This is a genomic window from Paenibacillus sp. VMFN-D1 (assembly GCF_003386155.1).
GTDB classification, from domain to species: domain Bacteria; phylum Bacillota; class Bacilli; order Paenibacillales; family Paenibacillaceae; genus Paenibacillus_AQ; species Paenibacillus_AQ favisporus.
This window is the reverse complement of sequence record NZ_QRDU01000002.1, coordinates 349946-373363: the sequence shown is the minus strand read 5'-3', so window position 1 is coordinate 373363 and position 23418 is coordinate 349946. Positions and strand designations below refer to the sequence as shown.

At 53.9% G+C, this 23418-nt stretch carries 27 protein-coding genes; 9 read left to right on the top strand and 18 right to left on the bottom strand.

Translation table 11 applies throughout. The annotated features are described in order from the left end of the window. Positions 1-5: 5 nt before the first annotated feature. The 11 genes from C7820_RS17185 to C7820_RS17135 form a co-directional block, all read right to left on the bottom strand. Positions 6-545 carry a ribonuclease FAU-1 family protein gene (locus C7820_RS17185; RefSeq protein WP_116232092.1) on the bottom strand — a complete coding sequence of 180 codons (540 nt, stop codon included), beginning with the start codon at positions 543-545 and terminating at the stop codon, positions 6-8. Further along, positions 542-994: a hypothetical protein gene (locus tag C7820_RS33495; RefSeq protein ID WP_181909098.1), complete on the bottom strand. Its 453-nt coding sequence runs from the start codon at positions 992-994 to the stop codon at positions 542-544. Before C7820_RS33495 ends, C7820_RS17185 begins: the two co-directional genes overlap by 4 nt. A 74-nt stretch (positions 995-1068) precedes the next feature. Beyond that, the gene (locus C7820_RS17175; protein WP_116232091.1) at positions 1069-1866 is read right to left on the bottom strand and encodes a GNAT family N-acetyltransferase; all 798 of its coding nucleotides are present in this window, start codon (positions 1864-1866) and stop codon (positions 1069-1071) included. 1 nt (position 1867) lies between these two features. After that, on the bottom strand, positions 1868-2437 hold the full coding sequence (locus tag C7820_RS17170) for a YfiT family bacillithiol transferase (RefSeq protein WP_116232090.1): 570 nt from the start codon (positions 2435-2437) through the stop codon (positions 1868-1870). Next, positions 2424-2867, bottom strand: a complete 444-nt coding sequence (locus C7820_RS17165; RefSeq protein ID WP_116232089.1) for a GNAT family N-acetyltransferase — start codon at positions 2865-2867, stop codon at positions 2424-2426. Before C7820_RS17165 ends, C7820_RS17170 begins: the two co-directional genes overlap by 14 nt. Before the next feature lie 4 nt (positions 2868-2871). Then, complete coding sequence (locus tag C7820_RS17160) at positions 2872-3330, bottom strand: NUDIX domain-containing protein (RefSeq protein WP_116232088.1); 459 nt, start codon at positions 3328-3330, stop codon at positions 2872-2874. Between the two features lie 26 nt (positions 3331-3356). Then, on the bottom strand, positions 3357-3875 hold the full coding sequence (locus tag C7820_RS17155) for a GrpB family protein (protein ID WP_116232087.1): 519 nt from the start codon (positions 3873-3875) through the stop codon (positions 3357-3359). Between the two features lie 44 nt (positions 3876-3919). Then, positions 3920-4132, bottom strand: coding sequence for a helix-hairpin-helix domain-containing protein (locus tag C7820_RS17150; RefSeq protein WP_116232086.1), 213 nt, complete (start codon positions 4130-4132; stop codon positions 3920-3922). Between the two features lie 27 nt (positions 4133-4159). Then, positions 4160-4690, bottom strand: a complete 531-nt coding sequence (locus C7820_RS17145) for a hypothetical protein (RefSeq protein ID WP_116232085.1) — start codon at positions 4688-4690, stop codon at positions 4160-4162. A gap of 230 nt (positions 4691-4920) precedes the next feature. After that, on the bottom strand, positions 4921-5754 hold the full coding sequence (locus C7820_RS17140; protein ID WP_116232084.1) for an MBL fold metallo-hydrolase: 834 nt from the start codon (positions 5752-5754) through the stop codon (positions 4921-4923). 129 nt (positions 5755-5883) lie between these two features. Further along, positions 5884-6960, bottom strand: a complete 1077-nt coding sequence (locus tag C7820_RS17135; RefSeq protein ID WP_397334173.1) for a M42 family metallopeptidase — start codon at positions 6958-6960, stop codon at positions 5884-5886. A 281-nt stretch (positions 6961-7241) separates the two neighbouring features. Between C7820_RS17135 and fabV the strand changes: the two genes are divergently transcribed. Beyond that, positions 7242-8435, top strand: coding sequence for an enoyl-ACP reductase FabV (fabV, locus tag C7820_RS17130; RefSeq protein WP_116232083.1), 1194 nt, complete (start codon positions 7242-7244; stop codon positions 8433-8435). A 43-nt stretch (positions 8436-8478) separates the two neighbouring features. Here the strand turns inward: fabV and C7820_RS17125 are convergent, their stop codons facing one another. Next, on the bottom strand, positions 8479-9333 hold the full coding sequence (locus C7820_RS17125) for a GNAT family N-acetyltransferase (RefSeq protein ID WP_084204032.1): 855 nt from the start codon (positions 9331-9333) through the stop codon (positions 8479-8481). Between the two features lie 101 nt (positions 9334-9434). After that, complete coding sequence (locus C7820_RS17120; RefSeq protein ID WP_076173304.1) at positions 9435-9956, bottom strand: PadR family transcriptional regulator; 522 nt, start codon at positions 9954-9956, stop codon at positions 9435-9437. Positions 9957-10183: 227 nt separating this feature from the next. Between C7820_RS17120 and C7820_RS17115 the strand changes: the two genes are divergently transcribed. Continuing rightward, positions 10184-11416: a cytochrome P450 gene (locus C7820_RS17115; protein ID WP_076173305.1), complete on the top strand. Its 1233-nt coding sequence runs from the start codon at positions 10184-10186 to the stop codon at positions 11414-11416. A 53-nt stretch (positions 11417-11469) separates the two neighbouring features. Here C7820_RS17115 and C7820_RS17110 read toward each other — a convergent pair whose 3' ends face one another. The 3 genes from C7820_RS17110 to C7820_RS33680 form a co-directional block, all read right to left on the bottom strand. Further along, positions 11470-12234 (bottom strand): AAA family ATPase, encoded by a 765-nt coding sequence (locus tag C7820_RS17110; RefSeq protein ID WP_089545655.1) that lies wholly within the window; start codon positions 12232-12234, stop codon positions 11470-11472. A gap of 76 nt (positions 12235-12310) precedes the next feature. Continuing rightward, the gene (locus C7820_RS17105) at positions 12311-12757 is read right to left on the bottom strand and encodes an aminoglycoside phosphotransferase family protein (protein ID WP_258875291.1); all 447 of its coding nucleotides are present in this window, start codon (positions 12755-12757) and stop codon (positions 12311-12313) included. Beyond that, positions 12690-13235: a phosphotransferase gene (locus C7820_RS33680; RefSeq protein ID WP_220376656.1), complete on the bottom strand. Its 546-nt coding sequence runs from the start codon at positions 13233-13235 to the stop codon at positions 12690-12692. Before C7820_RS33680 ends, C7820_RS17105 begins: the two co-directional genes overlap by 68 nt. A 249-nt stretch (positions 13236-13484) precedes the next feature. Here C7820_RS33680 and C7820_RS17095 point away from each other — a divergent pair, with 249 nt between their 5' ends. Both C7820_RS17095 and C7820_RS17090 read left to right on the top strand, forming a co-directional pair. Next, positions 13485-14333: a helix-turn-helix transcriptional regulator gene (locus tag C7820_RS17095; RefSeq protein ID WP_258875290.1), complete on the top strand. Its 849-nt coding sequence runs from the start codon at positions 13485-13487 to the stop codon at positions 14331-14333. 109 nt (positions 14334-14442) lie between these two features. Beyond that, entirely contained in the window at positions 14443-15102 is a 660-nt protein-coding gene (locus tag C7820_RS17090) for a peroxiredoxin-like family protein (RefSeq protein WP_116232079.1), read from the top strand. Between the two features lie 67 nt (positions 15103-15169). Here the strand turns inward: C7820_RS17090 and pdxR are convergent, their stop codons facing one another. Continuing rightward, a complete protein-coding gene (gene pdxR, locus C7820_RS17085) occupies positions 15170-16606 on the bottom strand; it encodes a MocR-like pyridoxine biosynthesis transcription factor PdxR (protein ID WP_116232078.1) in 1437 nt (478 codons plus the stop codon). Positions 16607-16703: 97 nt separating this feature from the next. Here pdxR and C7820_RS17080 point away from each other — a divergent pair, with 97 nt between their 5' ends. The 4 genes from C7820_RS17080 (at position 16704) to C7820_RS17065 (ending at position 21265) form a co-directional block, all read left to right on the top strand. Further along, entirely contained in the window at positions 16704-17951 is a 1248-nt protein-coding gene (locus C7820_RS17080) for an MFS transporter (protein WP_181909097.1), read from the top strand. Between the two features lie 368 nt (positions 17952-18319). Beyond that, positions 18320-19627: an SPFH domain-containing protein gene (locus C7820_RS17075; RefSeq protein WP_116232076.1), complete on the top strand. Its 1308-nt coding sequence runs from the start codon at positions 18320-18322 to the stop codon at positions 19625-19627. After that, a complete protein-coding gene (locus C7820_RS17070; protein WP_116232075.1) occupies positions 19584-20405 on the top strand; it encodes a DUF2730 family protein in 822 nt (273 codons plus the stop codon). Before C7820_RS17075 ends, C7820_RS17070 begins: the two co-directional genes overlap by 44 nt. Before the next feature lie 77 nt (positions 20406-20482). After that, entirely contained in the window at positions 20483-21265 is a 783-nt protein-coding gene (locus C7820_RS17065; protein WP_116232074.1) for a hypothetical protein, read from the top strand. A 23-nt stretch (positions 21266-21288) separates the two neighbouring features. On the opposite strand, the gene C7820_RS17060 is transcribed toward C7820_RS17065, so the two are convergent. Then, a complete protein-coding gene (locus C7820_RS17060; RefSeq protein ID WP_116232655.1) occupies positions 21289-22521 on the bottom strand; it encodes an MFS transporter in 1233 nt (410 codons plus the stop codon). A 300-nt stretch (positions 22522-22821) separates the two neighbouring features. On the opposite strand from C7820_RS17060, the gene C7820_RS17055 reads away from it, so the two are divergent. Then, complete coding sequence (locus C7820_RS17055; protein ID WP_116232073.1) at positions 22822-23403, top strand: TetR/AcrR family transcriptional regulator; 582 nt, start codon at positions 22822-22824, stop codon at positions 23401-23403. Positions 23404-23418 lie beyond the last annotated feature (15 nt).

Below are 23418 nucleotides of genomic sequence, written 5' to 3'. Positions count from 1 at the left end.
CTTCGCTAATTCCTTTCCAGCATCCAATCCAGGTGTTTCTTACTAAGGTTCCATATCCAATGGGTCCCCGTCTCGATCTGGGGCAGCAGCCCATTCAGGGTTCGGTGCGCGAGCACGAAGTCCTCCTCCGTAATAGCCGAACTGCGAAGCGCTCCGCTCAACTCGTCTTCATCTTTGATCACATAGCTGCCGTCGGGAAAGACGACCAAGTCCAGATACAAGTCATCCCAGTAAGGAATGCCCTCCCCGCTCAGACCGTTCCGTTTCGTTATATCTACGTACCACTGGATGACCTCACGCTCCGCATTAAACATGGTGGTGACCGCGTAGTGCTCCTCTTCCGGAAAGTGCTGCATCCAAACGTATCCCTGATCCGCCAGGCACAAGTCCCGGTTCTGCATCTGTACGACAAGAGGTTCGCTGATTTGATGAATCGAGATGAGTGTCACATGCCCATTAAATTCGTCGGATCGGAGCGGCCGGTAGGCAAAGTCTCTTTCCAGCACCCGCCGCCAATTCTGCCGGTCGGCATATTTTCGCTTCACTTGCTCCCCTCCCGAGCTCCCCGCTTCTGCATAACTCTGGCCGCCGCCGCTAAGCTAGCGACTGAGACGATGCCGATCCCCGCGTACAACCACCATATCGTTCGCATCTCTGGCCCTCCGGAATAAGCTCCCTGCTGAATCGCCAAAATGTACGTATCTTCGCCTGTTCGAACTGCGATAGCCTCCTGGCTGCTCCGCCCTTGAATGGCGTAGTAACCTGTTCCTTTGGGATACATATTGGAGAAATTCCCCCGATACGTCCCTTCCCGGTCCGAGTACTTCGTGACTTTGCCAATTTTTGGGCCAATGTCCTCGGGCTGAACGGCTTGTTTTGTGACCTGGTAGATATGGCCGGAGTATACGACAAATGGATAAGCCCAGCTTGCAGAGGCGATCGATAGTGGAAAAAGAAGGATGAAACCAAGGAATAGAGGCAGCACCCTTTTCAAATGACATTCCTCCTCCGAAAAAATAGCCATCAGCAAAAACGCTAATCCGTGACTTTTACACAACGACCGTCAGCTTATGCCTGAACCCATGTTCCCCGGGTATAGCCCAGCTTCAGACCTGCCCGCTCCATGTTGCGGTGGCTGGTCGAGGCGTAGGCCGCCTGGCCGACCACGATCCGGCAGCCGCTTTGATGCGCTTCGGTGATCCTTTTTTCCAGCAGCGCCTGCTGAACCCCCTGGTTACAGTATTCCGCAAGTGTAGTGGCAAATGTCAGCGAAGCCGCGTCATCCTGGATATACATCACGCCTACGCCGGCCGGCTTGCCGTTAACCCACGCAGCATAGAACTTCCATCCATCCCTGTCATAAAGAACGATGTTGTTGTCGGCGATGTGGTGTTTGCCGGATATCGGCAGACCGGTGCCCAGGCAGTGAATTTCGGCATACAAGTCCATTTCGTCTGCGGTGAGTTCCCGGATCGTAATATGCTCTCTTACTGTCTCACAAGAGCGCGGTTCGCCGTATAAAGTCGCATGATACCCGGTCTGGTAATAGCCCTGATCAAAAAGAGCCCTCATCAGCTTGGGATGAGTTTTGGAAGGAACCACCTCAAATTGGCATCGGCCCTGCCGCTTCCGATAAAATTCCAGAACTTCATCCAGACGCTCAGCCTCTTGCTCTCCAATTCCCTTCACCGTATTAAACTGCGGCCACGGCATCGCTTGACTATAGAACGCGGCAGCACCGCCAAAAGTTTGAATGTCGATCCCCATCGGATTGCCGGGCCGCTCCTGAATCGCCTTCATCCGGTCGATCATGTAATCGATTTCGGATTGCTCCATCAGATCGGACAATCCTTTGCTTATGTACATATTATGACGTCCTTTCGGGCTTGATCGTCGTTGATTGATCCCTATTTATTCTCGCGGCAAAAGCGGCAACCTGGGAGGTATGATGACGATGATGCCAGATGAACCTTTGCAGGGCCGTGTCCAGTGTGATCGTTCCGAGCACTTCGGTTCGCATCGTTCTGCGAAAGTCCATCGGAGTCAGGTTTAGCAGCAGTCTATAAAAGCGATGATGCAAAAGCTCCATCAGCGACACTGAATGTCCAATGGTCAGATCCATATAATCCGGCAGCTCGGCCCACAGGTCTTCCCGGTATGAACTTGCCAGAGGCTCCTGCTCGGTCAGGGCTCTTTTAAAACGAATATACGCATTCATATCATTATCCGCCAAATGATGAACGATCTGCCGGACCGTCCAGCCTTCAGGGCGGTAAGGAACATCGAGCTGCTCTTTCTGAAAATGGCTTAGAACGCTTTGCAGCTTGCTGCTCAATTCCGGAATTTGCCCGATCCAATCTTCGCGCTGCTGAGAGGAGGGGGCAATCACGGGCTCAAAAGAACCTATCGGAAATCGCAAAGCATCAAGCGCGCTCATCGTTCTTTTCCCCATTTGTCACCTTCGCTGCCTCATGACTCTTGTGCATGACGACCTGCCGTGTCGGCTTGTAGCCGGTCTGTTGATAAAAATCCACCAGGCCGCTCTCGCAAAATAAGCTGACCACGTGGATATTTTTCAGTTCTGCGGTGATGCGGTCGATGATTTCCCGTCCCAAGCCGCGTTTTCTGTAATCCTCGTGCACGCTCATATCCTCGATATAGGCACGGAACAAGCCGTCCGAGACCGCTCTCGCAAACCCGACCAGCCTGTCCTCGTCCCAGGCGCCGACAGCAATGGATGAACCGAGCATGGATTCGATATCGGCCAACGTTCTTTCCGGCCACCATCCCAGGTGATCATACAGCTGTTTCACTTGAGCGGCAGGGATATTTTTCTCCTGATACGTCCGTACAGTGATTGGACTCATAATTTTAGCTCCTTAATATAGAAATTTTCATTTGCATTAAATCTTCAAAAACAGGCCGCTGAACGGAACTGATCGGCAGCTGTTCGATTTCATCCATGGATTTGAATTCAAGCTGAAGCGACTCCTGATGAAGGTCCTGAAAAAGAAGTGCCCTTCCGTTATCGGAAAGGCTTCCCTGCAAGTTTGCTTCCGCCTTGAAGATGAACATGACAAACACAACCTCGTTCCCGTCAGGGTAGGTGTACTGCATTCTCGGCCCGCTATAGACACCCATCAGTTCATGTTTCAGGACGACCAGTCCGGTCTCTTCCAGCACTTCCCGCCGCATCGTCTCCTCAATCGTTTCTCCGGGCTCCATCGCACCGCCGGGCAATCCCCAATCCCCATAATCGGACCTGCGCTGCATAAGGATGCGGCCGGCTTGATCCTGAATAACAGCGCCTCCTGTCACGATAATGCGCATAGCTACCTCCTCCCTCCTACGGTGAATCAGACCTTTGCCCACTCCCGCGCTTGCTTTAACAGCTCAGCAATCGTTCCGGACTTTTCATCCGAGTATTTCAGCAGCGTGTTGATGCCGCTGGCCACCGTGTTCCGTTTGGCCTGTGCATAGGCATTCGCCTGCTCCGGATGGGCGCGCAGGTAATCCCTGAACAGCAGGTTATCCCGCCAAATGGCGGAGTCCCACTCGGTAATTTGCAGATTGATCTTCTGCCCGGTACGTTTACGGTAATGAATCCGCTCTGGCACTCCCGCCTCACCCATGCTCTCATACTGTAAAGCAACCAGCTGCCGGTCTGTACACTCGTCAATGTGAAGCTCCTTGAGGCCGATCAGGATATCGACAATCGGTTTGGCTGTCATCCCTTCAACAGACGTACTCCCGATATGGGCAAACTCCACCGCTTGTCCCGCGAACACAGGCTCCAGCTTCCTCTGCTCTTGCTCATAAATTTCTTTCCATTCATCCTGATAAGATGACAGCTCAATGATTTCATCAATTCCCATCAGCTCCCTCCGATCCGATCATTGCTCCATTTTTGGACAGCTCCTTATTTGGAAAAATCCAATCCCTTGTCGGCCATTGCCCGCCGAAGCTGTTCTACCGCTGTGGGGCCGATGCCGTGAAGCTGCTTCAGCTCCGGTTCGGTGAGTTTCGCGACCTCTTCTAGCCGGGTAATGCCCGCATTCCGGAGCGCGCGTACCGCCGGCTGGGCCAGCTTGGGCAAATCGCTTTCCGTCAGATCCTGCTTATCCTTTGGCATGGCTTATAAACCTCCATAAATAGATGGTTAATACCTTCCAATCACCTTTTCATCCCAAATCTGTGCCTCAATGTATCGCTCTGGCCCCCGGTCCCCGTGCTTGTTCCATTCCTGCGGGAGCCCATGCCTGGCAATGACTTCCCGGATTTCATCCTTCGTATATACCTGCTTCCGGTAGGGCTTGCCATCTTCGTAGCGCATTGTCGGAAACAGATCGCCGTACGTAAAACTGATCGAACGATCATCGAATTCGTCCCAATCGATTTGAACCACGTTCGGTTCCACATACCAAGAACACAGCCAATCGCACGGTCCGAGGGTCATATAATGCGGATACGGATTTGCGGGCTGGCCGCCTTTGGCTATAAACGCCTCTCTGGCCCGGCTCTCCAGTATAAGCCTCGTTTCCATGTGATCGCCTGCCCTTTTACTGGCAAACGTTTTTCCTTCCTGCACGATCTGCCCCAAAATTTCACGAGCTTCTTCCAGCGGCAGACACGAAAGGTTTCGAAAAGGACCCTGTGCTGCTTCATAGTAGTGATACAACACCAGCGTCATGGCCATCGCCCCTTCCGGCAGCTCTGTTGCACTTAGCCCCACTCAAAAAATAAAGCATCAGAACATACCGATGATGTCTGACGCTTTACGTTTTATTCCATTTTAGTCAAAAGGAACATCCTTCTCAACGAAAACTGTTGTTTCATCGTTCCTCTACACGGCCTTGGGGCACATTTACTATGCCCCTTTTGCGAATCCCCTACATTCAGTACCGTTCCAAAACTTATATCTCATCCTTCGAACTCTGTTCCCCCAAATTCTCGTCGAATGATTTTGACATTCTCCTCATGACTCGCGATGGTCGACTCAGACACAAATCCGTGCTCCTGCTGCAGCCGTTCCAGCGCTTCCCGGTCATCCGCAAGCACCGCCTGTTTCAACCGCTCGATATGATCAAGCGCCATGCTCACTCTCCGCTCCATCTCTGGAAGATCAGCCGTGTATTGACCGTGACCAGGAATCAGGCACTCCACCGCATGCTCCTTCAGAATCCGGCCGGCCTTATGCAAGGTCTGCTCATAAGATCGTGCACTATCTTCAATAAAAGGCAGTTCGAAATCGGATAAATAGTCTCCGGCCACAAATACACCAAGCGGGTCGATAACAGTAAACAGACCGTCCGCCGTGTGTCCCGGCGCTAAATAGAAAGTCAACGTATCACTGCCGATCGGCACCTGCTGGCCATCCCCGGTAATCATGATATCCAGCTCAGGGAACTCCACCGGGTAGTCCCTGGTAACATAGTAAGTCGCGTCAAAATCGCGAATCAGGCGCAGCTTATGCTCTTTCTTCGGATGGCGCTTCAGGCCCTCGCTTCCGATTGTGACCGCCCCTGGAAAAGCACGGTAACCGATAATATGGTCGAAGTCTCCGTGGGTAAACAGCAGATAGCATGGCCGATCCCCACGAACCTTGCCAACGTATTCCTTGATCTCCTCGATCTCGCCGGGAAGCCAATTCGGATCCACGATCAGAATGCCCTCGTTCAACTGAATGACAGTAGAAGTGGTCTGAAACAAGGCGCTTTGAAACACGGTGATCCGGTCATTGGAAAATTGAATCATAACCCAGCCACTCCTCGTTGTTTTTCTTCGCATAACGATACACATTAAAATCGCTGTATTCCACATAAAATCCGTCATGGATCAAATGGTAGTCTTCCGGATTTATAGTATATAACGCGCTCCACCGCCCTACCCGATCAGCTTATCCACCGTTTCGCGGTCCAGCTTCTTGATCACCGCCGTCAGCAGGTCGGCGGCCTGGCTGAAATCGGATTTGGACATCACGGAATTATGGCTGTGAATGTATCGCGTGGCAAATCCCACGGACAGCGTCGGGCAGCCGATGCCGCTCGTATGAATCCGGCCGCCGTCTGTCGTGCCGCCGGTAATGGCGTCAAACTGCACGGAAATGCCCAGCCCCTCCGCCGTGTCGATTACAAGGTCCCGCAGGGCGGTATTCGGAATCATCGAAGCGTCAAAAATGAGCACCAGCGGTCCGCCGCCCATATTGCATTTCATCGGGTTCGACTCGCTGCCCGGTGTGTCATGCGCGATACCGACGTCCAGCGCAAAAGCTACGTCCGGCTGGATGAGGTTGGCGGCCGTTCCCGCACCGCGGAGACCTACTTCCTCCTGCACTGTCGCTCCCGCATAAATGACGTTCGGATGCTGTTCATTCTGTAGACGGGACAGGATTTCGACCGCCAGCGAGCAGCCGGAGCGGTTGTCGAGCGCTTTACCCGCCCACAGCTCGCCATCTCGCATCGTAAAGAAATCGCTTACCGGTACGACCCAGTCGCCCGGACGAACCCCCATGTCCTTGGCGTCCGCTTCATCTTTGGCCCCGATATCGATGTACAGATCCTTCAGCTTCATGACCTTGGTCCGCTCCTCGGCCTCCAGCACATGGGGCGGCTTGGAGCCGATGATGCCGATGTATTCGCCTTTGCGCGTCTTTACTTTCACCCGGTGGGACAGAACGTTATGCGCCCACCAGCCGCCCAGCTGGTTAAAACGCAGAAATCCCTTCGGCGTAATCTGGGTGACCATAAACCCGATCTCGTCCAGATGGCCGGCAAGCATGACTTTAGGTCCTCCGGCAAGGCCGGTTTTCACCCCAAACACGCTGCCGAGCCGGTCCATAACCAGTTCCTCGCTGAGCGGTTCAAGATAGCTTTTCATTTGGGCGCGGACGGCGCCTTCATGTCCGGGCACACCGTCGCACTCGGTCAATACCTTCATTCGCTGCGTCATTTCATCCATCATGGTTATTCAACCTCCAAATCTGCGTTTTAAAAAGGATAGAACTCGGACGAACTTATCCATATTTCTTCGTATATTGCTTCGCCCTCACCAGTCAATTACCTCCCTTGGCGTGGGAAATTGCTTTTTGGGCATTCCCTTTGCACTCTTCGGCTCGAGCCTACGCGTCTACGATGACTGTTCATACACTTCCACGCTTACTGGATGACACCCGTTTTTCTTTTCAAAACAAGAGAGGTACAATATTTCTAGACTTATCTTCGCAAAGAAAGGACGCACTCCCTATGATCATTACACCCAGAACACGCGGTTTCATCTGCACGACGGCGCATCCGGAAGGCTGTGCCGAGCAGGTCCAGGAGCAGATCGATTACATACAGCAGCAGCCTAAATTGAACGGCCCGAAACGGGTCTTGGTTATCGGAGCCTCCACAGGGTACGGCCTGTCGGCCCGGATCGCTGCCGCTTTTGGGGCGGGAGCCGCCACCATCGGCGTCTTCCGACCCAGCTCCGGCCGGGATAAACGGACCGCATCGGCGGGCTGGTACAATTCGGCGGCTTTTGAGCGGCGGGCCGCTGAAGCCGGTTTGACATCCGTCAGCATTACAGGCGATGCCTTTGCGGATGAGACGAAGGACCGCGTCATGGACACGATTGCCAATGAGTTCGGCCGAGTGGACCTCGTCGTGTACAGCGTAGCTTCGTCCCGACGTACCGACCCGGACAGCGGCAAGACGTATAACTCGGTTTTGAAGCCGATCGGAGCGCCCTTCACCGGCAAGGCCGTGAACTTTCATACCGGCGAAGTGACCGACGAAGTCACGACCGAACCGGCGGAAGGTGACGACATCGCCCAGACGATTGCCGTAATGGGAGGCGCCGATTGGCAGCGCTGGATCGACCGGCTTCGGCAGGCGAACCTCCTGGCCGACGGAGCGATGACCATTGCCTACTCCTATATCGGCTCGGAGCTTACCCGGGCCATTTACCGGGAAGGCACCATCGGTAAAGCCAAGGAGGATCTGGAGGCAACCGCGCAGCGGCTGACCCGTGAGCTGTCCGCTTTAGGCGGAAAAGCTTTCGTCGTCGTCAGCAAAGCCCTGGTCACCCAGTCCGCTGCTGCCGTTCCGGTCTTCCCTCTGTACATCGCCGCGCTCTACAAAGTGATGAAGGAAAAGGGCATCCACGAAAATACGATCCAGCAGTCGTACCGGCTGTTCGCCGACAAGCTGTACCACGAGGGTGGAACGCCTGTAGACGAGGCGGGCCGAATCCGCATCGACGATTGGGAACTGCGTCCGGATGTCCAGCAGGAAGTGGCCTGGATCTGGGATCAGGTCACAACGAATAATGTATATGAGCTGACGGATCTGAAAGAGTACCGTCGCGAGTTTTTCCAGCTGTTCGGATTTGAGACGGACGGCATCGACTACGGCAAGGACACAAATCCGGACGTACCCCTTTTAAACGTAAGGTAATACAGAAAAGGCAGCCGGTGAGAACCGGGCTGCCTTTGGATTTTTATACGCTATCCTTTTTTGTTGCTCTCCAGGTATGTTCCGCAAAGCTAGACACTACTTTAAATTGATGCCTCTCATACAGCCTTTTGGCACCCTGATTGGTTTTGGCGATACGCAGATAGATTTTTGGGATCTGCTTACCCATCATATGCCGGATGCAGTGAGTAAGGATGGCACTGCCATATCCGCGGTTCTGCTGATCCGGTGCTACAACGATGTCCTGGATATATCCACCAGAAATAATATAAGCCCCAATCAGAGTTCCCTCTTTCCAAAACGAACGAAACTCATCGTTTCGGACCTTATCCTCCAATCTCTCATGAAACAAACTTATATTCATGCGGTGTTCGTCCAGTGGCCAGCCGTTTTCTGCATTCAATGCGGCGTATGCCCTGTCAAATAAGTCGGCCAAAGGAGTCAGCATACTCGCTTCATATGTATTTACGATGAGATCCGTATGGGATAGATCCGGTTCATGAGGCCCGTCATAATACAAATGATAGCCCTCCATATCCGTTTGAAAACCCAACTGGCGGACGAAATGAATCGCCCTTACGTTCTCTCCGTATAAATTGAAACACAGCTCCTTGGTGCCAGTCTGCTGAAGGTAGGGAGTCATGGTATTCGAAATGAGATCAAGGAGGGCATCAGAATAAGCTTCCTGTATGAATGAAAAATATGCAATAACTGATTGATCATCCTCGGCGATACAAAAAACACCATGTTCCCGCTCTGTTGCTTTATGATAGATAACATCAAGCTTTTCATTCCGGACAGCCAGCTCCACATAATCCCTTGCTTGTGGCGAGATATAAGCAATCAACCCGAGAATGTCCGCTATGGTTTCGGTATTCACACGCCCCCACCTTTTTTACCAAATAATCTAAAGTTATCAGGATATCTGCCCTGCCCCAATTGTGGCCTCTGATCTTCCTGAAGGTATGTCCTTTAATTTCTTCATTCACCACTTATCGTCTTACGAATCAGCTCGTCGATCCAGCGGATCTCCCCTACAACCCGCGATATCGTTTGCTGAAGAACCTCATTCAGGAACATGTCATGAGCCACGCTTCCTTCCTGGCGCTGCTGAATGCCAGCCAAGAGGGATTCGAGGTCCTTTTTGCGCATATCCAGAATTCTGAGCCGATTCTCACGGGAAATACGGTCAAAAAGGGATACTCGGATCATGAACTCAATTTCATGCTTGGCGTCCTTTTCGGTAAAAGCGTTGATCAGCTCGGCGATTTTCGCCCTGCCCGCATCGGTAATTTCGTACACGTACTGGCTGGGCCGGCCTTCCTGCTCATTACGCTTTCGGATAATGGCCCCTTCCGACGTAAATCGGCGCAGCGCCGGGTACAGCAGGTTATGATTCACATCCATCAAATAGCCGAGGTCCTTTTGGATCTCTTTTTTGATTTCGTACCCGTGTTTGGGGGATTTTTCAATCTGGATTAAAATGAGTAAATCGATATACATAGATCCTGCCCTCTCGTCTGATTTGACTGCTGTCCGGGTTTATGTATTTAATAGCATACCAATTCGGATATCGTTCTTCAACGAATTCCGACAAACTCCGCATTTCCTACTGCACCCAAAGTCATGGGGCGTTGGGCAGTGGCTCCCCTTCGGCCAATATGTTAAATTAACATATGATATTTTAAGCATGAAGTCACCTACTATTCTTCAACACGGGAGGGAATGGAATGCAAGAAATCATTGCTTTAGCGGATATCACCCAGTTCCGATCACGATCCGAAGAATTCAACCCGTACGATTGGTACCGGGACAAGCTGCAGAACGAGCCGATCAGTTACAATGAAGCCACAAATACCTGGAACGTATTCCGCTACGACGATGTCAAACGGGTGCTCAGCGACTATGAGTATTTCTCCAGCGTGAGAACGCGGACGACGATCAGCGTCGGCGCCGACAATGACGAAGGCCGGGGAAACGATAAGATCAATACGATCAATGCCGATCCGCCGGAGCACCGGAAACGCCGTTCCCTGCTGTCCGCCGCTTTTACGCCGCGAAGCCTGAAGCTGTGGGAGCCGCGGATTCACGAGGTCGTCCGCCAACTGCTAGATGAGATGGGAGATGCTCCCGTCATCGACGTGGTCAAGGATTTTACCGGCGCATTGCCCGTCATTGTGATGGCGGATCTGCTCGGGGTGCCCTCCAAAGACCGCCTGCTGTTCAAAGAGTGGGTAGACACCTTGTTTCTTCCGTATAACAAAGACAAGGCAGCCGAAATCGGCGAATTGAAGCGCAAGGCTGCCACAGAGTACTATACTTACCTTTTTCCTTATATTGTTCAGAAAAGATCCCAGCTCGGCGATGACATTATTTCCGATCTGATCCAGGCTGATGTGGAAGGAGAACGGTTCACGGATGACGAGATCGTCCGCACCACGATGTTCCTGCTCGGCGCTGGCGTAGAAACGACAAGCCATCTGCTCGCCAACTCGTTCTATTCGTTCCTGTACGATAACGACCAGGTTTACGGTGAGGTCCGGGCAAACCGGGAGCTGGTGCCAAACACCGTGGAGGAAATGCTGCGTTACCGCTTCAATATTTCCAAAATGGACCGTACCGTCAAGCAGGATAACAACGTGCTCGGCGTCGATTTAAAAAAAGGCGATGTCGTCGTCGCCTGGATGAGCGCCGCCAACATGGATGAACAGGTGTTTGAGGACCCCTTCACCCTGAACATCCACCGTCCGAACGCCAAAAGGCATCTGACCTTCGGGAATGGACCGCATTTCTGCATGGGCGCACCGCTGGCACGCCTCGAGGCGAATATCGGGCTGGAGCTGTTCATGGATTACTTTGAGATGATCGAGCCGGTTCCCGGCTTCCAGCTGGAAGAGAATTTAACGCCTTCCGCCGCCGGCCAAGGGCTGGTAAGCCTGCCTGTGCGGGTCAAGCGGGCCTAAGATTGGTATAAGAACAGCCGCTTCCGGTAATCGGGGGCGGCTGTTGTTATCTTCTATTCCGGATCCTCCTCCAGCAAAATGTCCAGCATCTGCCCCGGGCTCTCCATCATTTTTCGGGTGATCACGTAATGGTCCGTATCCTCCAGCTTCACCGGGCGCATGCCTTGATCGTCGAGCAGCCAAATTTCCGCATGGGGATATGACATCAGGATCGGCGAATGCGTGGCGATAATGAATTGCGACCGCTTTTTCACTAACTGGTGGATCCGCGACAGCATGGACAGCTGCTTCAAGGGAGAGAGTGCGGCCTCCGGCTCGTCCATCAGGTACAGGCCCCTTCCCCCAAACCGATTCATAAACGTCGCAAAGAAGCTCTCCCCATGGGACTGCTCATGCAGCGACTTGCCTCCATAGGAGTCCCGGATCGGAGGACCATAGCTCATCTCCGCATCCAACTGGTCGATATTCGTCGCCACATTATAATAGCTTTCCGCCCGAAAGAAAAAGCCGTCCTTCGGCCGGACGACGCCGCGCACGAGCCGCATGTACCGGTGCAGCTCCGAGTGGGAGGACATCGTTTCAAAGGAAAAATTAATGGTGCCTCCTTCGGGATTAAATCCCCAGGCGACCGCCATCCCTTCCAGCAGGGTGGACTTGCCCGATCCGTTTTCGCCGACGATAAACGTCACCGGCTTCTGAAACGACAAGCTGTGAAAGTCATGGACAGCCGGCAGGCTGAAGGGATACGCACGAAAGGACGGCACTTCCTCTCTCCTCAGCATCACGCTCCGCAAATATAATGAACGTGCATCCAGCATGAATCGATCTGCTCCTTTCCATCAGAAAATCATACGTTTAAATCCTTCCTCGACATAGAGGCCCGCCCCGTCCTCCTTATTGCAGGCGGTACCACGCCGGCGGCCCCCCGTTTTGAAAGTCATGCGTGTTGATCGTCCGCTCGATCTTTTTCAGCGTTTCCTGAACTCTATCATGTTGGATGCCCCCGATCAAGGTCGCGTGCTGGTTCAGCGCCACAAACAGGTTGTATTTCGGCCAAAAGTCCTCCGGAATGCCATCTTGGAAATATCCGTGAACCTGGCCCTTGGCAAAATACGGGCTGACTTGGCAGGTATACTTCGGCAGTTTGAAAAATTCCTCCCACGGGTCTCCCCAGTCAAACCGGCCAAAGTCGATCACACCGGCAAGGCATCCATGTTGAAAGATCAAGTTGGAGGGGTGAAAATCGTCATGCTGGAAGGTTACCGGACTCTTTTCAAGCAAGCCCAGGTTGTCGTCTATGTATTTCTCCAAATCGTTCTGCCGATAAAAGCGAAGGCCCAATTCCCGAACCTTCTCCCTTTTCTGCCTGTATTTTTCTGCACGCCGCGCCGCCCAGTGTATAGGGAGGGACCTCAGGAGTGACCTGATGAATCTTTCTTAACTCTTTTCCGGCCGCCGTCCCCTGCTGAAGTTGAGCTTCCGGCGCTAATCCGGGCAAAACTTCATCCCCGCTAACGCCAGGGATGTAGGACAGCAGCAAATAGCAGAGGTCAAGATGCCCAACCAGCTCCGCCACCAGCGGCTTGGAGCAGTGGACCTGATTCGCTTCGTGCTTTCGGAGCAGTTCGAACTCCATCCGCTGTCTGAAATACATGCTTCCTTCATGTATCCGAAGCAGGTACACCGGGGTATCCGCCTGATACAACACAAATTTCCGCGCGTCCGAAAATCCCTTCTCAAGCGGCTCAGCCCGGTCATACCCAACTTGCTCCCTGATTTCGGCAAGTAACTTCCGAATCCGCTCCTCGATCGGTTCCATCCCTCTCCCCCTCTGTCCATCCGTTATCACGTTGTTCTCCTCTTCTCCACACCCATCCACCATATAGAGATCCCAACGCTATAGCCGTATAATGGTATCACAAATATACAGGAAATGGGTGCAAAGGAAATGGCATTGCCTGACGTTCACCACAATTTTAGGCAGTTCTTTGATGGTTTACAGATGCATGGTTCATCAGGGCGCCGGTACGAACGCATGAGCCTTCATTCATGGATGGGAGAAGGAACGGTGCAGCGACTGGCTCCCCGGCAGGATCTAGGGGTGGCGGCAGTCGATTTTCGTTTGAACGATGACTATACTGTAGCCCTGCACACCCAGGTGCCGATGGTCGAGCTGAGCTGCTGTGTTCAAGGCTACCGGAGGGTCGAGGTGTCCGGCAGGGAGTTCGAGATGAAGCCGGGCAGCTGGAGCCTCCAGTTTGCCAACCCGGCGGAAGCCCGCATGCCTTTTTCCAAAAATCAGCCGTTTCAAATGATGAGCATCGCCATTCCCGTCACCGCCTTCCATCATTTCATGGAAAATAGCGAGGGCACCCGGGCCGTGGATTTTCATCAGATTATCGGAACGCTGCCATATCGTCTGTTCCAGGAAGCCTATGATCCTGCTTCGGCCTACCTCCTGCAGCAGATGATGGAGGCCTCTGCCCGGCCGGACTCGCTGAGCATAGAAATGGAGTGCCGAATTTTGGAGCTGCTGTCCCACGCGTTCCGTTCGATGCTTTTGGGCAAGGAAAAGAGGCCCTCCGGCCTGTCCAGAACAGATCTGTCCAAGCTGGAACGGGCGAGGGAAATCATATTGGATCGAATGAGCCACCCGCCATCCTTATCGGAGCTCTCCCACCTCATCGGCCTGAACGAATTCAAGCTGAAGACCGGCTTTAAGGACTGGTACGGCAGCACCGTGTTCGGCTATTTGAGGGAGGCACGGCTGGAAACGGCATACCACCTGCTTCAAGAGCCTGATGCCAGCATCATCGACGTATCCGTGTCAGTCGGTTATTCCAATCCCAGTTATTTTGCCGAGGCGTTCCGCGGGAAGTACGGCATGAACCCGGGTACGCTGATCAGGAAACCGTAAACCCTCACAAAAAAATCCCGCCAACCAGCATCCGGCTCCTTCTACTGGTAGTGCTTCATTCCCCGGTCACGATATGATGAGCGCATATCCTACAAGGGAGAGTGAAGATATGTCCGATTCGCCCCAATGGAAGCTGAATGACGAACTGTCGGCAACAACCCGGCACGGCCTGGAAGTGCTGCCCGCAGCCGTTACCGAAGCGATCGAGCGCTCCGTCGAGGACCTACGCACATCCGGTGCCGCACGCGGCCTGATGGTTGGAGATGACGCACCCGATTTTACGTTAAGCAATCAGACAGGTGACCCTGTTACGTTATCTGAAGAATTCGCGCACGGTCCGGTCATTCTGACCTTTTACCGCGGAGAATGGTGCCCGTTCTGCAATTTGGAATTAAGGGCCTACCAGCGGCTTTTGGACCGCATTCATGACGCAGGAGTCCGGCTGCTGGCCATCAGTCCCCAAACAACGGATCACTCCTTGTCCATGCAGGAAAAAAACGGACTCGGTTATCAAGTCCTGAGCGACCTGCACAACAAGGTGGCGGAGAAATACCGGCTGACCTTCCGGCTGGCGGAAGACCTGCAGCAGGTGTACCGGTCACTCGGTTTTCCCCTGGACCAATTCAACAGTGACGATTCGTGGGAGCTTCCCGTGCCCGCCACTTACGTCATCGATCCGCAGGGCGTCATCCGTTATGCGAGTGTAGATCCGGATTATCGGACGCGGGCTGAGCCGAAAGAAGTGGTGCAATTCGCGGAAAGCATCTAACGGAAGCTTTTCCGGCGAAATTAGAAACGTTCACGCTCTACAAAAACAGCCCGGAACGACCTTATAGTCATTCCCGGGCTGTTTCATTGTTCTCCCAGTCCCTCAGCACCCCTGCTATCCGCCGGACTCCCTCTGGAATCTGCGGCTCGGCTGCATCGCCGAATCCCATAATCAGTTTGTCCTCGAACCTCCCCTTCACGATGGCATACTTTTCGGCCGGATAGACCCGGACACCCTTTTCCGCTAATGCTCGGACCCGTTCCTCGTCAAAAATATGCCCTGAAAATTCTGCGATCAAATGAAGGCCCGTGGCGTCGCCGCTCACCTGAATCCGGTTCCCGAACGTTTCGCTCAGACTGCGGATCAGCAGCTTCCTTCTCCGGCTGTAAACACGCTTCATGCGGGTGACATGGCGCTGTAAATGCTGATCCGCGATAAACCTCGCCAGGATGGCCTGATCCAGCGTAGGCGTATGCATATCCATAAGACGTTTGATGCCTTCCATAGGCGCTACCAAATCCCGCGGCAGAACCATATAGCCGATGCGTAGCGCCGGGAACAGATTTTTGCTGAAGGTGCCGATGTAGATCACCCGCTCCGCATCCAGCTCCCTTAACGCATGGACTGGCATACCCGCGTACCGAAACTCGCTGTCATAATCATCCTCAATAATGAAGCAGCCGGTATTACGCGCATACTCCAGCAGTTCCATCCGCCGCCCGATGGATAAGATGCTGCCGAACGGAAACTGATGCGACGGCGTGACAAAAACAAGACGGGGCCGGGCCTGGCCGGGAATATCCTGAACCCGCAGCCCTTGGGTATCCACCGGAACCGGCACAATGTCCGCGCCGGCCGTCTGAAAAATCCCATGGATGAACGTAGACGTCGGGTCCTCCGAGATGACCGTCTCTCCCGGCTGCAGCAGCAGCTTGCACACCAGCGTGATCGCCTGTGTCGCACCGGCCGTAACGACCACCTGCTCGGGATCGCATAGGATGCCCTTCGTATTCAGCAGCATGTCGCATATTTGCAGGCGCAGCCCCCAGTGCCCCGCGGGACCGGCATATCCGTATTCCCGGTCGTCCAGCTGGTCGTATACCTTGTAGGCGACCTCGCGCCACTTTTTGCGCGGAACATGCTCCATCGACGGAAAGCTCGGCCGGAAATCGACTCCGTCGAAACCATAACCGTCATCAGGCTGCTTCCGGGAAGAATGAAAGCTCTGATCCGACTTCTCGAATCTTGCAGGCTTCCTGTTTTCCAAATCGACCACATACGTCCCCGATCCGAGCCGCCCTTCCAAATACCCCTCCGCTACCAGCTGCTCATATACGCTGACGACCAGCGTGCGTGACACGCCGAGCTCCTGCGCCAGCTCCCGGCTCGACGGCAGGCGCATACCCGCGAAATATTGTCCCTGGAAGATCCGTTCCCTGAGCAAGGAGTAGATTTGTCTCGTTTTAGTGTCTGCTGCCTGCACGCCTGTAGGTTCCTGTGCCAATACGGCTCACTCCCTTCCTTTTCAAATTGGTATGTTCAAAATCATTCCAGAGTGGTGCTTATTACAGCCAATCTAGCATGGTAGGATGGATTTTGCAATGAATGGAAGGAAGGTGACGCCTATGTATCGGTCTCCAAAACCAACCCATGGCGGCCTCATGACCGCCGCTCTCTTTTTGGCCGCTTTGAACTTGCGCCCTGCCATCAGCTCGGTATCCCCGCTGCTCGCCTTCATCCGGGATGACCTGGGCATGTCGTCCGCAGCGGCAAGCCTGCTGACATCCATCCCTGTGCTGTGCATGGGATTGTTATCCCCCGTATCGGCCAAGCTGGCAGGTCGGGTGGGGACTGAGCGCGTGATTCGCTGGTCACTCGTTCTTATCGGATTCGGAACGGTCCTGCGGCTGTTCGTGCACTCGGCCGGCGTATTGCTGCTGACCGCCCTGATTGCCGGGCTTGGCATTGCAGCCATGGGTCCCCTGCTGTCCGGATTTATTAAGCAGCATTTTCCCAACAGCGTCCCTGCAATGATCGCCGTCTACTCGGCCGGCTTGTCTCTCGGGGCTGCGCTCGCTTCAAGCTTGTCCCTCCCCTTGCAGGCGGACTCCCAATCGTGGCAAGCCGCCTTAGCCGTATGGTCGGCACTCGGGGCGGCCGGAGCCGCCGTCTGGTGGACCCTGCACCGGGGGAGCCGTCCCGGTCCGCGAAAGGTTAGCGAAGTCCCATCTGCCAGCCTGCCTTGGCGGAATCCCAAAGCATGGCTGCTCACCCTGCATTTCGGCCTTATGGCAGCCTGCTTCTATTCCCTCCTCGCGTGGCTGCCGCCCGTGATGCAAAGCCTGGGATACACCTCGTCGGAAGCGGCCGTCATGCTCACCATCTTTGCCATCACGCAGATTCCGGCCGGTACGATCCTGCAGCGGCTGCTGCGGCGCTACCCTTCCCGCCTGCTGTGGCTATGGGTATCATCGGTGACGCAGCTGGCCGGCCTGATCCTGCTGTTCTCGCCTCTGCCCTGGCTGGCCGCGGCCATAATCGGCCTGGCCAGCGGAACTTTATTTGCGCTGGGCCTGCTCCTCCCGATGGACGCAGCTGCAACCAGCCACGAAGCCGCATCATGGGCCGCCATGACGCAATCCGCCGGTTATTTGATCGGGGCCGCCGGACCTTTTCTCATCGGCCTCATCCATGATGCCGCAGGTCCGTTTTCGTTTGCCATTTACGGCTTGATGGGAGTAACGGTGGCGCTCATCGTCGTTCAATGGTTCGTGGCTCCTTTTCAAGCACAGAAAAGGGCTGCTTCCAAGGCAGCGCCTCCTGCAAAGAGGGTGGATCTATCCGAATAGGAAACCGCCTGAATGGAAACCAAAAGACCCGCAGCAGGGATCGCCTCCCTCCATGCGGGTCTTCGTTTTATTTTTCCGACCTAGCCCAGTTCCACCAGTGCCTCGATGACAGGATACGAAATGAGATGCCGGCTTCTGCATATCGATGACCAGCAGACCCGGTTTCAAATGGATTCCTCCTCAACTTGTTTACCTCATATAAAATACAATTCGAATTTCTATGCAAAATTTCCTTGTTCGAACATGTTTTTTCCAAATTTTGACCCCCAAATAGGGCTAATATCGTATACAATAGTAGTCAATTAGTACCTTTTTCCATGGAATGTTATGGGATGAAGGCGAACCGTGTCAGTAAAGGAGTGCAGCAAATGGCTATCATTGAAGTAGTGGAATACGAAGGACCACCGGGGGTGTTCGCCTGGCGCTACCCGAACCAGGAGCTCGGGACCTGGACCCAGTTGATCGTTCATGAAACACAGGAAGCGATATTATTTAAAGGCGGCCGGGCTCTCGATTCCTTCGTGGCAGGACGCCACACCTTGAGCACGGCGAATATTCCGATCCTCTCCAACCTCATTAATCTGCCATTCGGCGGCAAATCGCCGTTTACTGCAGAGGTATGGTTTGTGAATAAGCTCCGGTCGCTGGATGTGAAGTGGGGAACCGCATCTCCCATCCAACTGCAGGATCCGAAGTTTAACATTATTGTATCGCTCAGGGCCTTCGGCCAATTCGGGGTGGAGATTGAAGATGCACGCAAGTTTTTGCTGAAATTGGTCGGCACACTTCCATCGTTCGATCAAGATACACTCGTGAAATACTACCGCGGGGTTCTGACCTCGAACATTAACGAAATGATTTCCTCTTACATTATCCACAAAAAAATCAGCGTGGTTGAAATTAACGCCTACGCCGCCGAAATTTCCAAGCATATCCGGGACACGATCGCACCGTCTTTTGAGGAAATGGGCATATCCCTTGTGAATTTCTTTATCGATTCGATTAATTTTCCGGAAAATGATCCGTCTACGCAGCGCATTAAGGAAGCACTGGCCAAAAAAGCGGAAATGGACATTATCGGCTTCACCTATCAACAAGAACGTTCCTACGATACGCTCGAAAGCGCCGCCAAAAATCCGGGCAGCACCGCCGGTATCGTCGGCAGCGGACTCGGCATGGGATTAGGCATGGCAGGATCGATGTACGACGCCGTCCAGCAAATGGCCGGCAATGTGAAGGTTCAAACCACTAGCGATATGGACGTGAAGCAAAAAGCCTGTGTGACATGCGGGCAGCTGAACGCAGCCGATTCGAAATTTTGCTCTGCCTGCGGCCAGAGTTTGACGTTAGGAGCAGCCGGCATCCCCGCGAAAAAAATCGTCTGCAGCGATTGCGGACAACCGCTTCCGCCGAACGCCAAGTTTTGTCTGAACTGCGGCGATCCGTACAACGCCTGCCCTGCGTGCGGCTATGACTTCAAGATCGGATCGGTGAACTGCAGCAGCTGCGGAACCCTGCTGCCGAAGCTGTGCCGCGAGTGCGGGGAATGGATGGACCCGAAGGCCCGTTTCTGCCCGGGCTGCGGAACCAGCAGCATCCTGAAATGCTCGAACTGTCAGGCGGAGGTACAGCATGGACAGAAATTCTGCATGGAATGCGGCCATGCCCAAACCTGATAACGAGGCCAAAGGAAGGGGAACCACACTGATGCATAAAAGCAGGTTTTTTACCGCTGTCATCCTCATTCCCTTGATTGTCTTCATCGGGTTTGGGTGGAGCGGCGGCTGGGCCGAGAGCCGGTCCTGGATATCCGGTGCCGGCGCGGGATGCGCGGCAGCAGCCGTTCTTCGGTTTGTATATCGCATGCTTAACCGCCGTCAGGGTTCAGGCATGCCTGCTCCCTTTTACATTGGCTCCGGTATAGCAGCTGGACTGTACGCCGGGGCGGTGCTGCTGGAGATGTTGTTGTTCAGTCTTTGGACCACGCTCTCCGTCACCTCTTATGTATGGAGCCAGATTCTCACCCTGATCGGATTCATCATCCTCACGGGGACGGTGGAACTGTCCGGAACCTATGCTGCCAGGCAGGAGCGGCGGGATCACCGCAGCTGGAGCAAGGGGCGGGATACGGCAAATCGGCTGGAAACTATCCGTCAGAAGCTTCAATCGCTGCCGGAGCAGTCCCAGCACGGTCATGTTCAAGAGCAAATCCGCCGCCTGGAGGATACGCTCCGGTACAGCGACCCCATTTCGGTTCCGGCCTTATACGAAGTGGAGCAGCTGCTTCTGCAGAAAATATCGCTGCTGGAGGATCAGGTGAGCCTGATCGCTACCGCTGTGCCGGACCAGCGTGAACAATTAGCCAATGAAGCTTTACTCCTGATCCAAGATATCGAGCGTACAGCACGAGAAAGAAATTCGCAGTTACTTCAAACAAAAGCTGGTTCTATATAGATTGAACTAAAGTTTAACCATTTCTTTAGTTCATTCTAATATACATAAACATCATCACGCATAAAGGAGACCATCATATGGAGATCCCGGTTCCATATAAAGTTAGATTTTCGACATTTGACACGTGGATTATCATCCTCACCCTGCTCGTATTTCCCGTCGGCGGACTGCTCGCCTTCATCCGCTTGGCATCGACCCACCATCATAACAAAGCCAAAGGCAGAAACTTACGGCTATTGGGATGGGCTATGGTCTTTTCCTATATCTCCATCATGATCATTCTCTATTTGACCTACGATACGTTTGGAGAGGAGGAACAGATTGATTATTTGACCTCAGGGATTGTTCTGGCGATATATTGGTTTCTTCCTACCCTGATCTTTTTCCTGGTCGGCCATAGACTTGATAAAAAATTCGGCTCCCTGCTTCAAGTCTATCAGGAAGCCGTTGTAAGCATGCGCCTGACCTCCGTTGAGCAGATTCGCAGCCTTTCACAGACATCCCCCGCCGATGTCACCCGGGATTTGACGTTTATGTTTGAGGAAGGGCTCCTCCCGGAAGGCAGAGTTATCAACGGAACCGTCTACATCCAACAACAGGCGCTTGAGGATTACCTCAACGGAGAGTATGAAGAAGAATACGATGATGAGTACGATGACGAGTACGATGACGAGTATGACGAAGAGGACTCTGCCTCTGATGAAAACGGTCATGGATGGCCTTCGGGATTTCAATCCCCCGTTTCCGGTCAGTCCTCCTCTCCGAAAACCGTTGAATGCCCCGGCTGCGGAGCAAGGGTATTTCTGGGCGCGGAGCGGGAAAAAGAATGCGAGTACTGCGGCAATGTCGTTTGCGCCTGACCGCTTTGGTGCTTAGCAGGACCTCACCCTTCCTTTTCCCCGCTTCGCCGGGTCCATGCCCAGAATAAAAGCGCAAACGCACTGACGCCTGCCCCGAGCATGCACACCCCGTCCCAGCCGAATCGGGCATAAATGCTCGTCGAGGCGATGGAACCCGTGGCGCTGCCGATCGAGTAAAACGTCATGTAAGCCGCAGTCAATCGGCTGCGCGCTTCCGGGCGTACGCTCAGAATCATGCTCTGGTTCGTCACATGGACGGCCTGTACCGCCATATCGAGCAAAAGGATGCCCAGGATCAAGGACAGCAGCGAGTGCTCCGTATATCGGATCGGAAGCCATGAAACGAGCAGCAGCGCCAAAGCAACACCAGTGGTACGCTGTCCCATCCCCCGGTCGGCCAGCCGACCGGCTCTTGCCGCTGCAACCGCTCCGGCGGCCCCGGCGAGTCCGAACGCTCCGATGGCGCTGTGCGACAGGGAGAGCGGCGGGCTGCTGAGCGGAAGCACCAGCGAGGTCCACAATATGCTGAACGCCATAAAAATCAGCAGCGCCAGCATGGCGCGAACACGCAGGATCCGCTCCTGCACGAACAGGCCCAGCACCGACCGAAGCAGCTGAGGATACTTCAGCGAAGTCTTCTCCGGATCCTTCCCCGGCAGTACCTTAAGCAGAATGCTGGCCACGATCAGCATCAGACCCGCAGACGCCAGGTAGACGGAGCGCCAGCCGGCGGCATCCGTTAGCAGACCGGCGAATGTTCGGGCCAGCAGAATCCCGATCACCACCCCACTCGTTACTACGCCGACGACCCGCCCCCGTGATTCGGGGGCCGCCAGCGTCGCGGCATAAGCAACCAGCACCTGCGTGACCACGGCCAAAAGCCCGACGACCGCCATCCCTCCAAGCAGAATGCCCCGGTTAGCTGCCGTACCTACGACGACCAATGCAGCCACGGATATCAGCATCATGCCCGGAATCAGCCTGCGGCGGTTCAACAAATCTCCCAGCGGAACGAGCAGAATCAAACCTATGGCATAGCAAATCTGCGTAACGGTAATGACCACCCCGACCGACGAATGCGAAATCCCGAACTGCGCCGCCAATGAATCCAGCAGCGGCTGGGCGTAATAGACGTTGGCGACCGCCAAGCCGCACGCCGCAGCAAACAGCAGCGCGGTCCAGCGGGTTATCGGCTGCACGGATGCAGCCGTTGCGGTGGTTGGAACGGCGGCCCTTTGTTCCTTTTCCTCCCCCATCCTTTCTCCGGTTACCATCGATTTGGTTTCCTGCAGATTGTTCACAACGAACCCCTCCCGAGCTTTCAATTATCATAACATACCAATCGGTACATAATGATTTGTGCTTACCTTACCTTCCCGAGCAAAGTGCTGTCAAGAGGTTCGTGGATCGAATTTGTTCATGGGCCTGAATTTAAAGGATTACGAAAAATATTTATAGGCTAGTCCGATCACTGATCTTGGCTGACCGAATTGACAGAAGGGAATGAATCTCCTACAATCTAATCATACCGATCGATATGAAATGAGGTGCCAAAAATGGTTAGGCAGCGTGAATTCGATGTGGATCAGGCGCTGGAAGACGCCATGCATATATTTTGGAGTAAAGGCTATGAGGCAACGTCTTTAACCGATCTGACGGCGGGAATGGGCATTCAGCGCCCAAGCATTTACTCCGCGTTCGGGGATAAGAAGGAGCTGTTTGAAGCGGCTCTGCGTAAATATACTGCCGCGCATGCGGCGCAGGCCAGATCCGTGCTTCTGCACGGCGAATCCGTTAAGGAAGCCTTCAGACGTTATTTTGCGGGGATTGTCGAAGAGTCGTATGCTGACCCGCAGAACCGCGGATGCTTCTGCATTAATACGATGGTGGAGATGGCTCCACATGACGAAAAATTTGAGGTTTTGACACGGGAGCATGAGATGTATTTGGCGGCGATTTTTCAGGAGGCGATCGAACGCGGGCTCCGTTCAGGCGAGCTGCACACCGGTGTGGACGCCAAGTCCCTGGCGCAGACTTTGGTCGTCTCCTTGATCGGTCTGACGGTGATGATGAAAGCCCGCCCGGAGCGTTCCTTTGTCGATCATTCGGTTGAGGTGATTCTCACGTTGATTCAATAAGATGCATGAACGGAA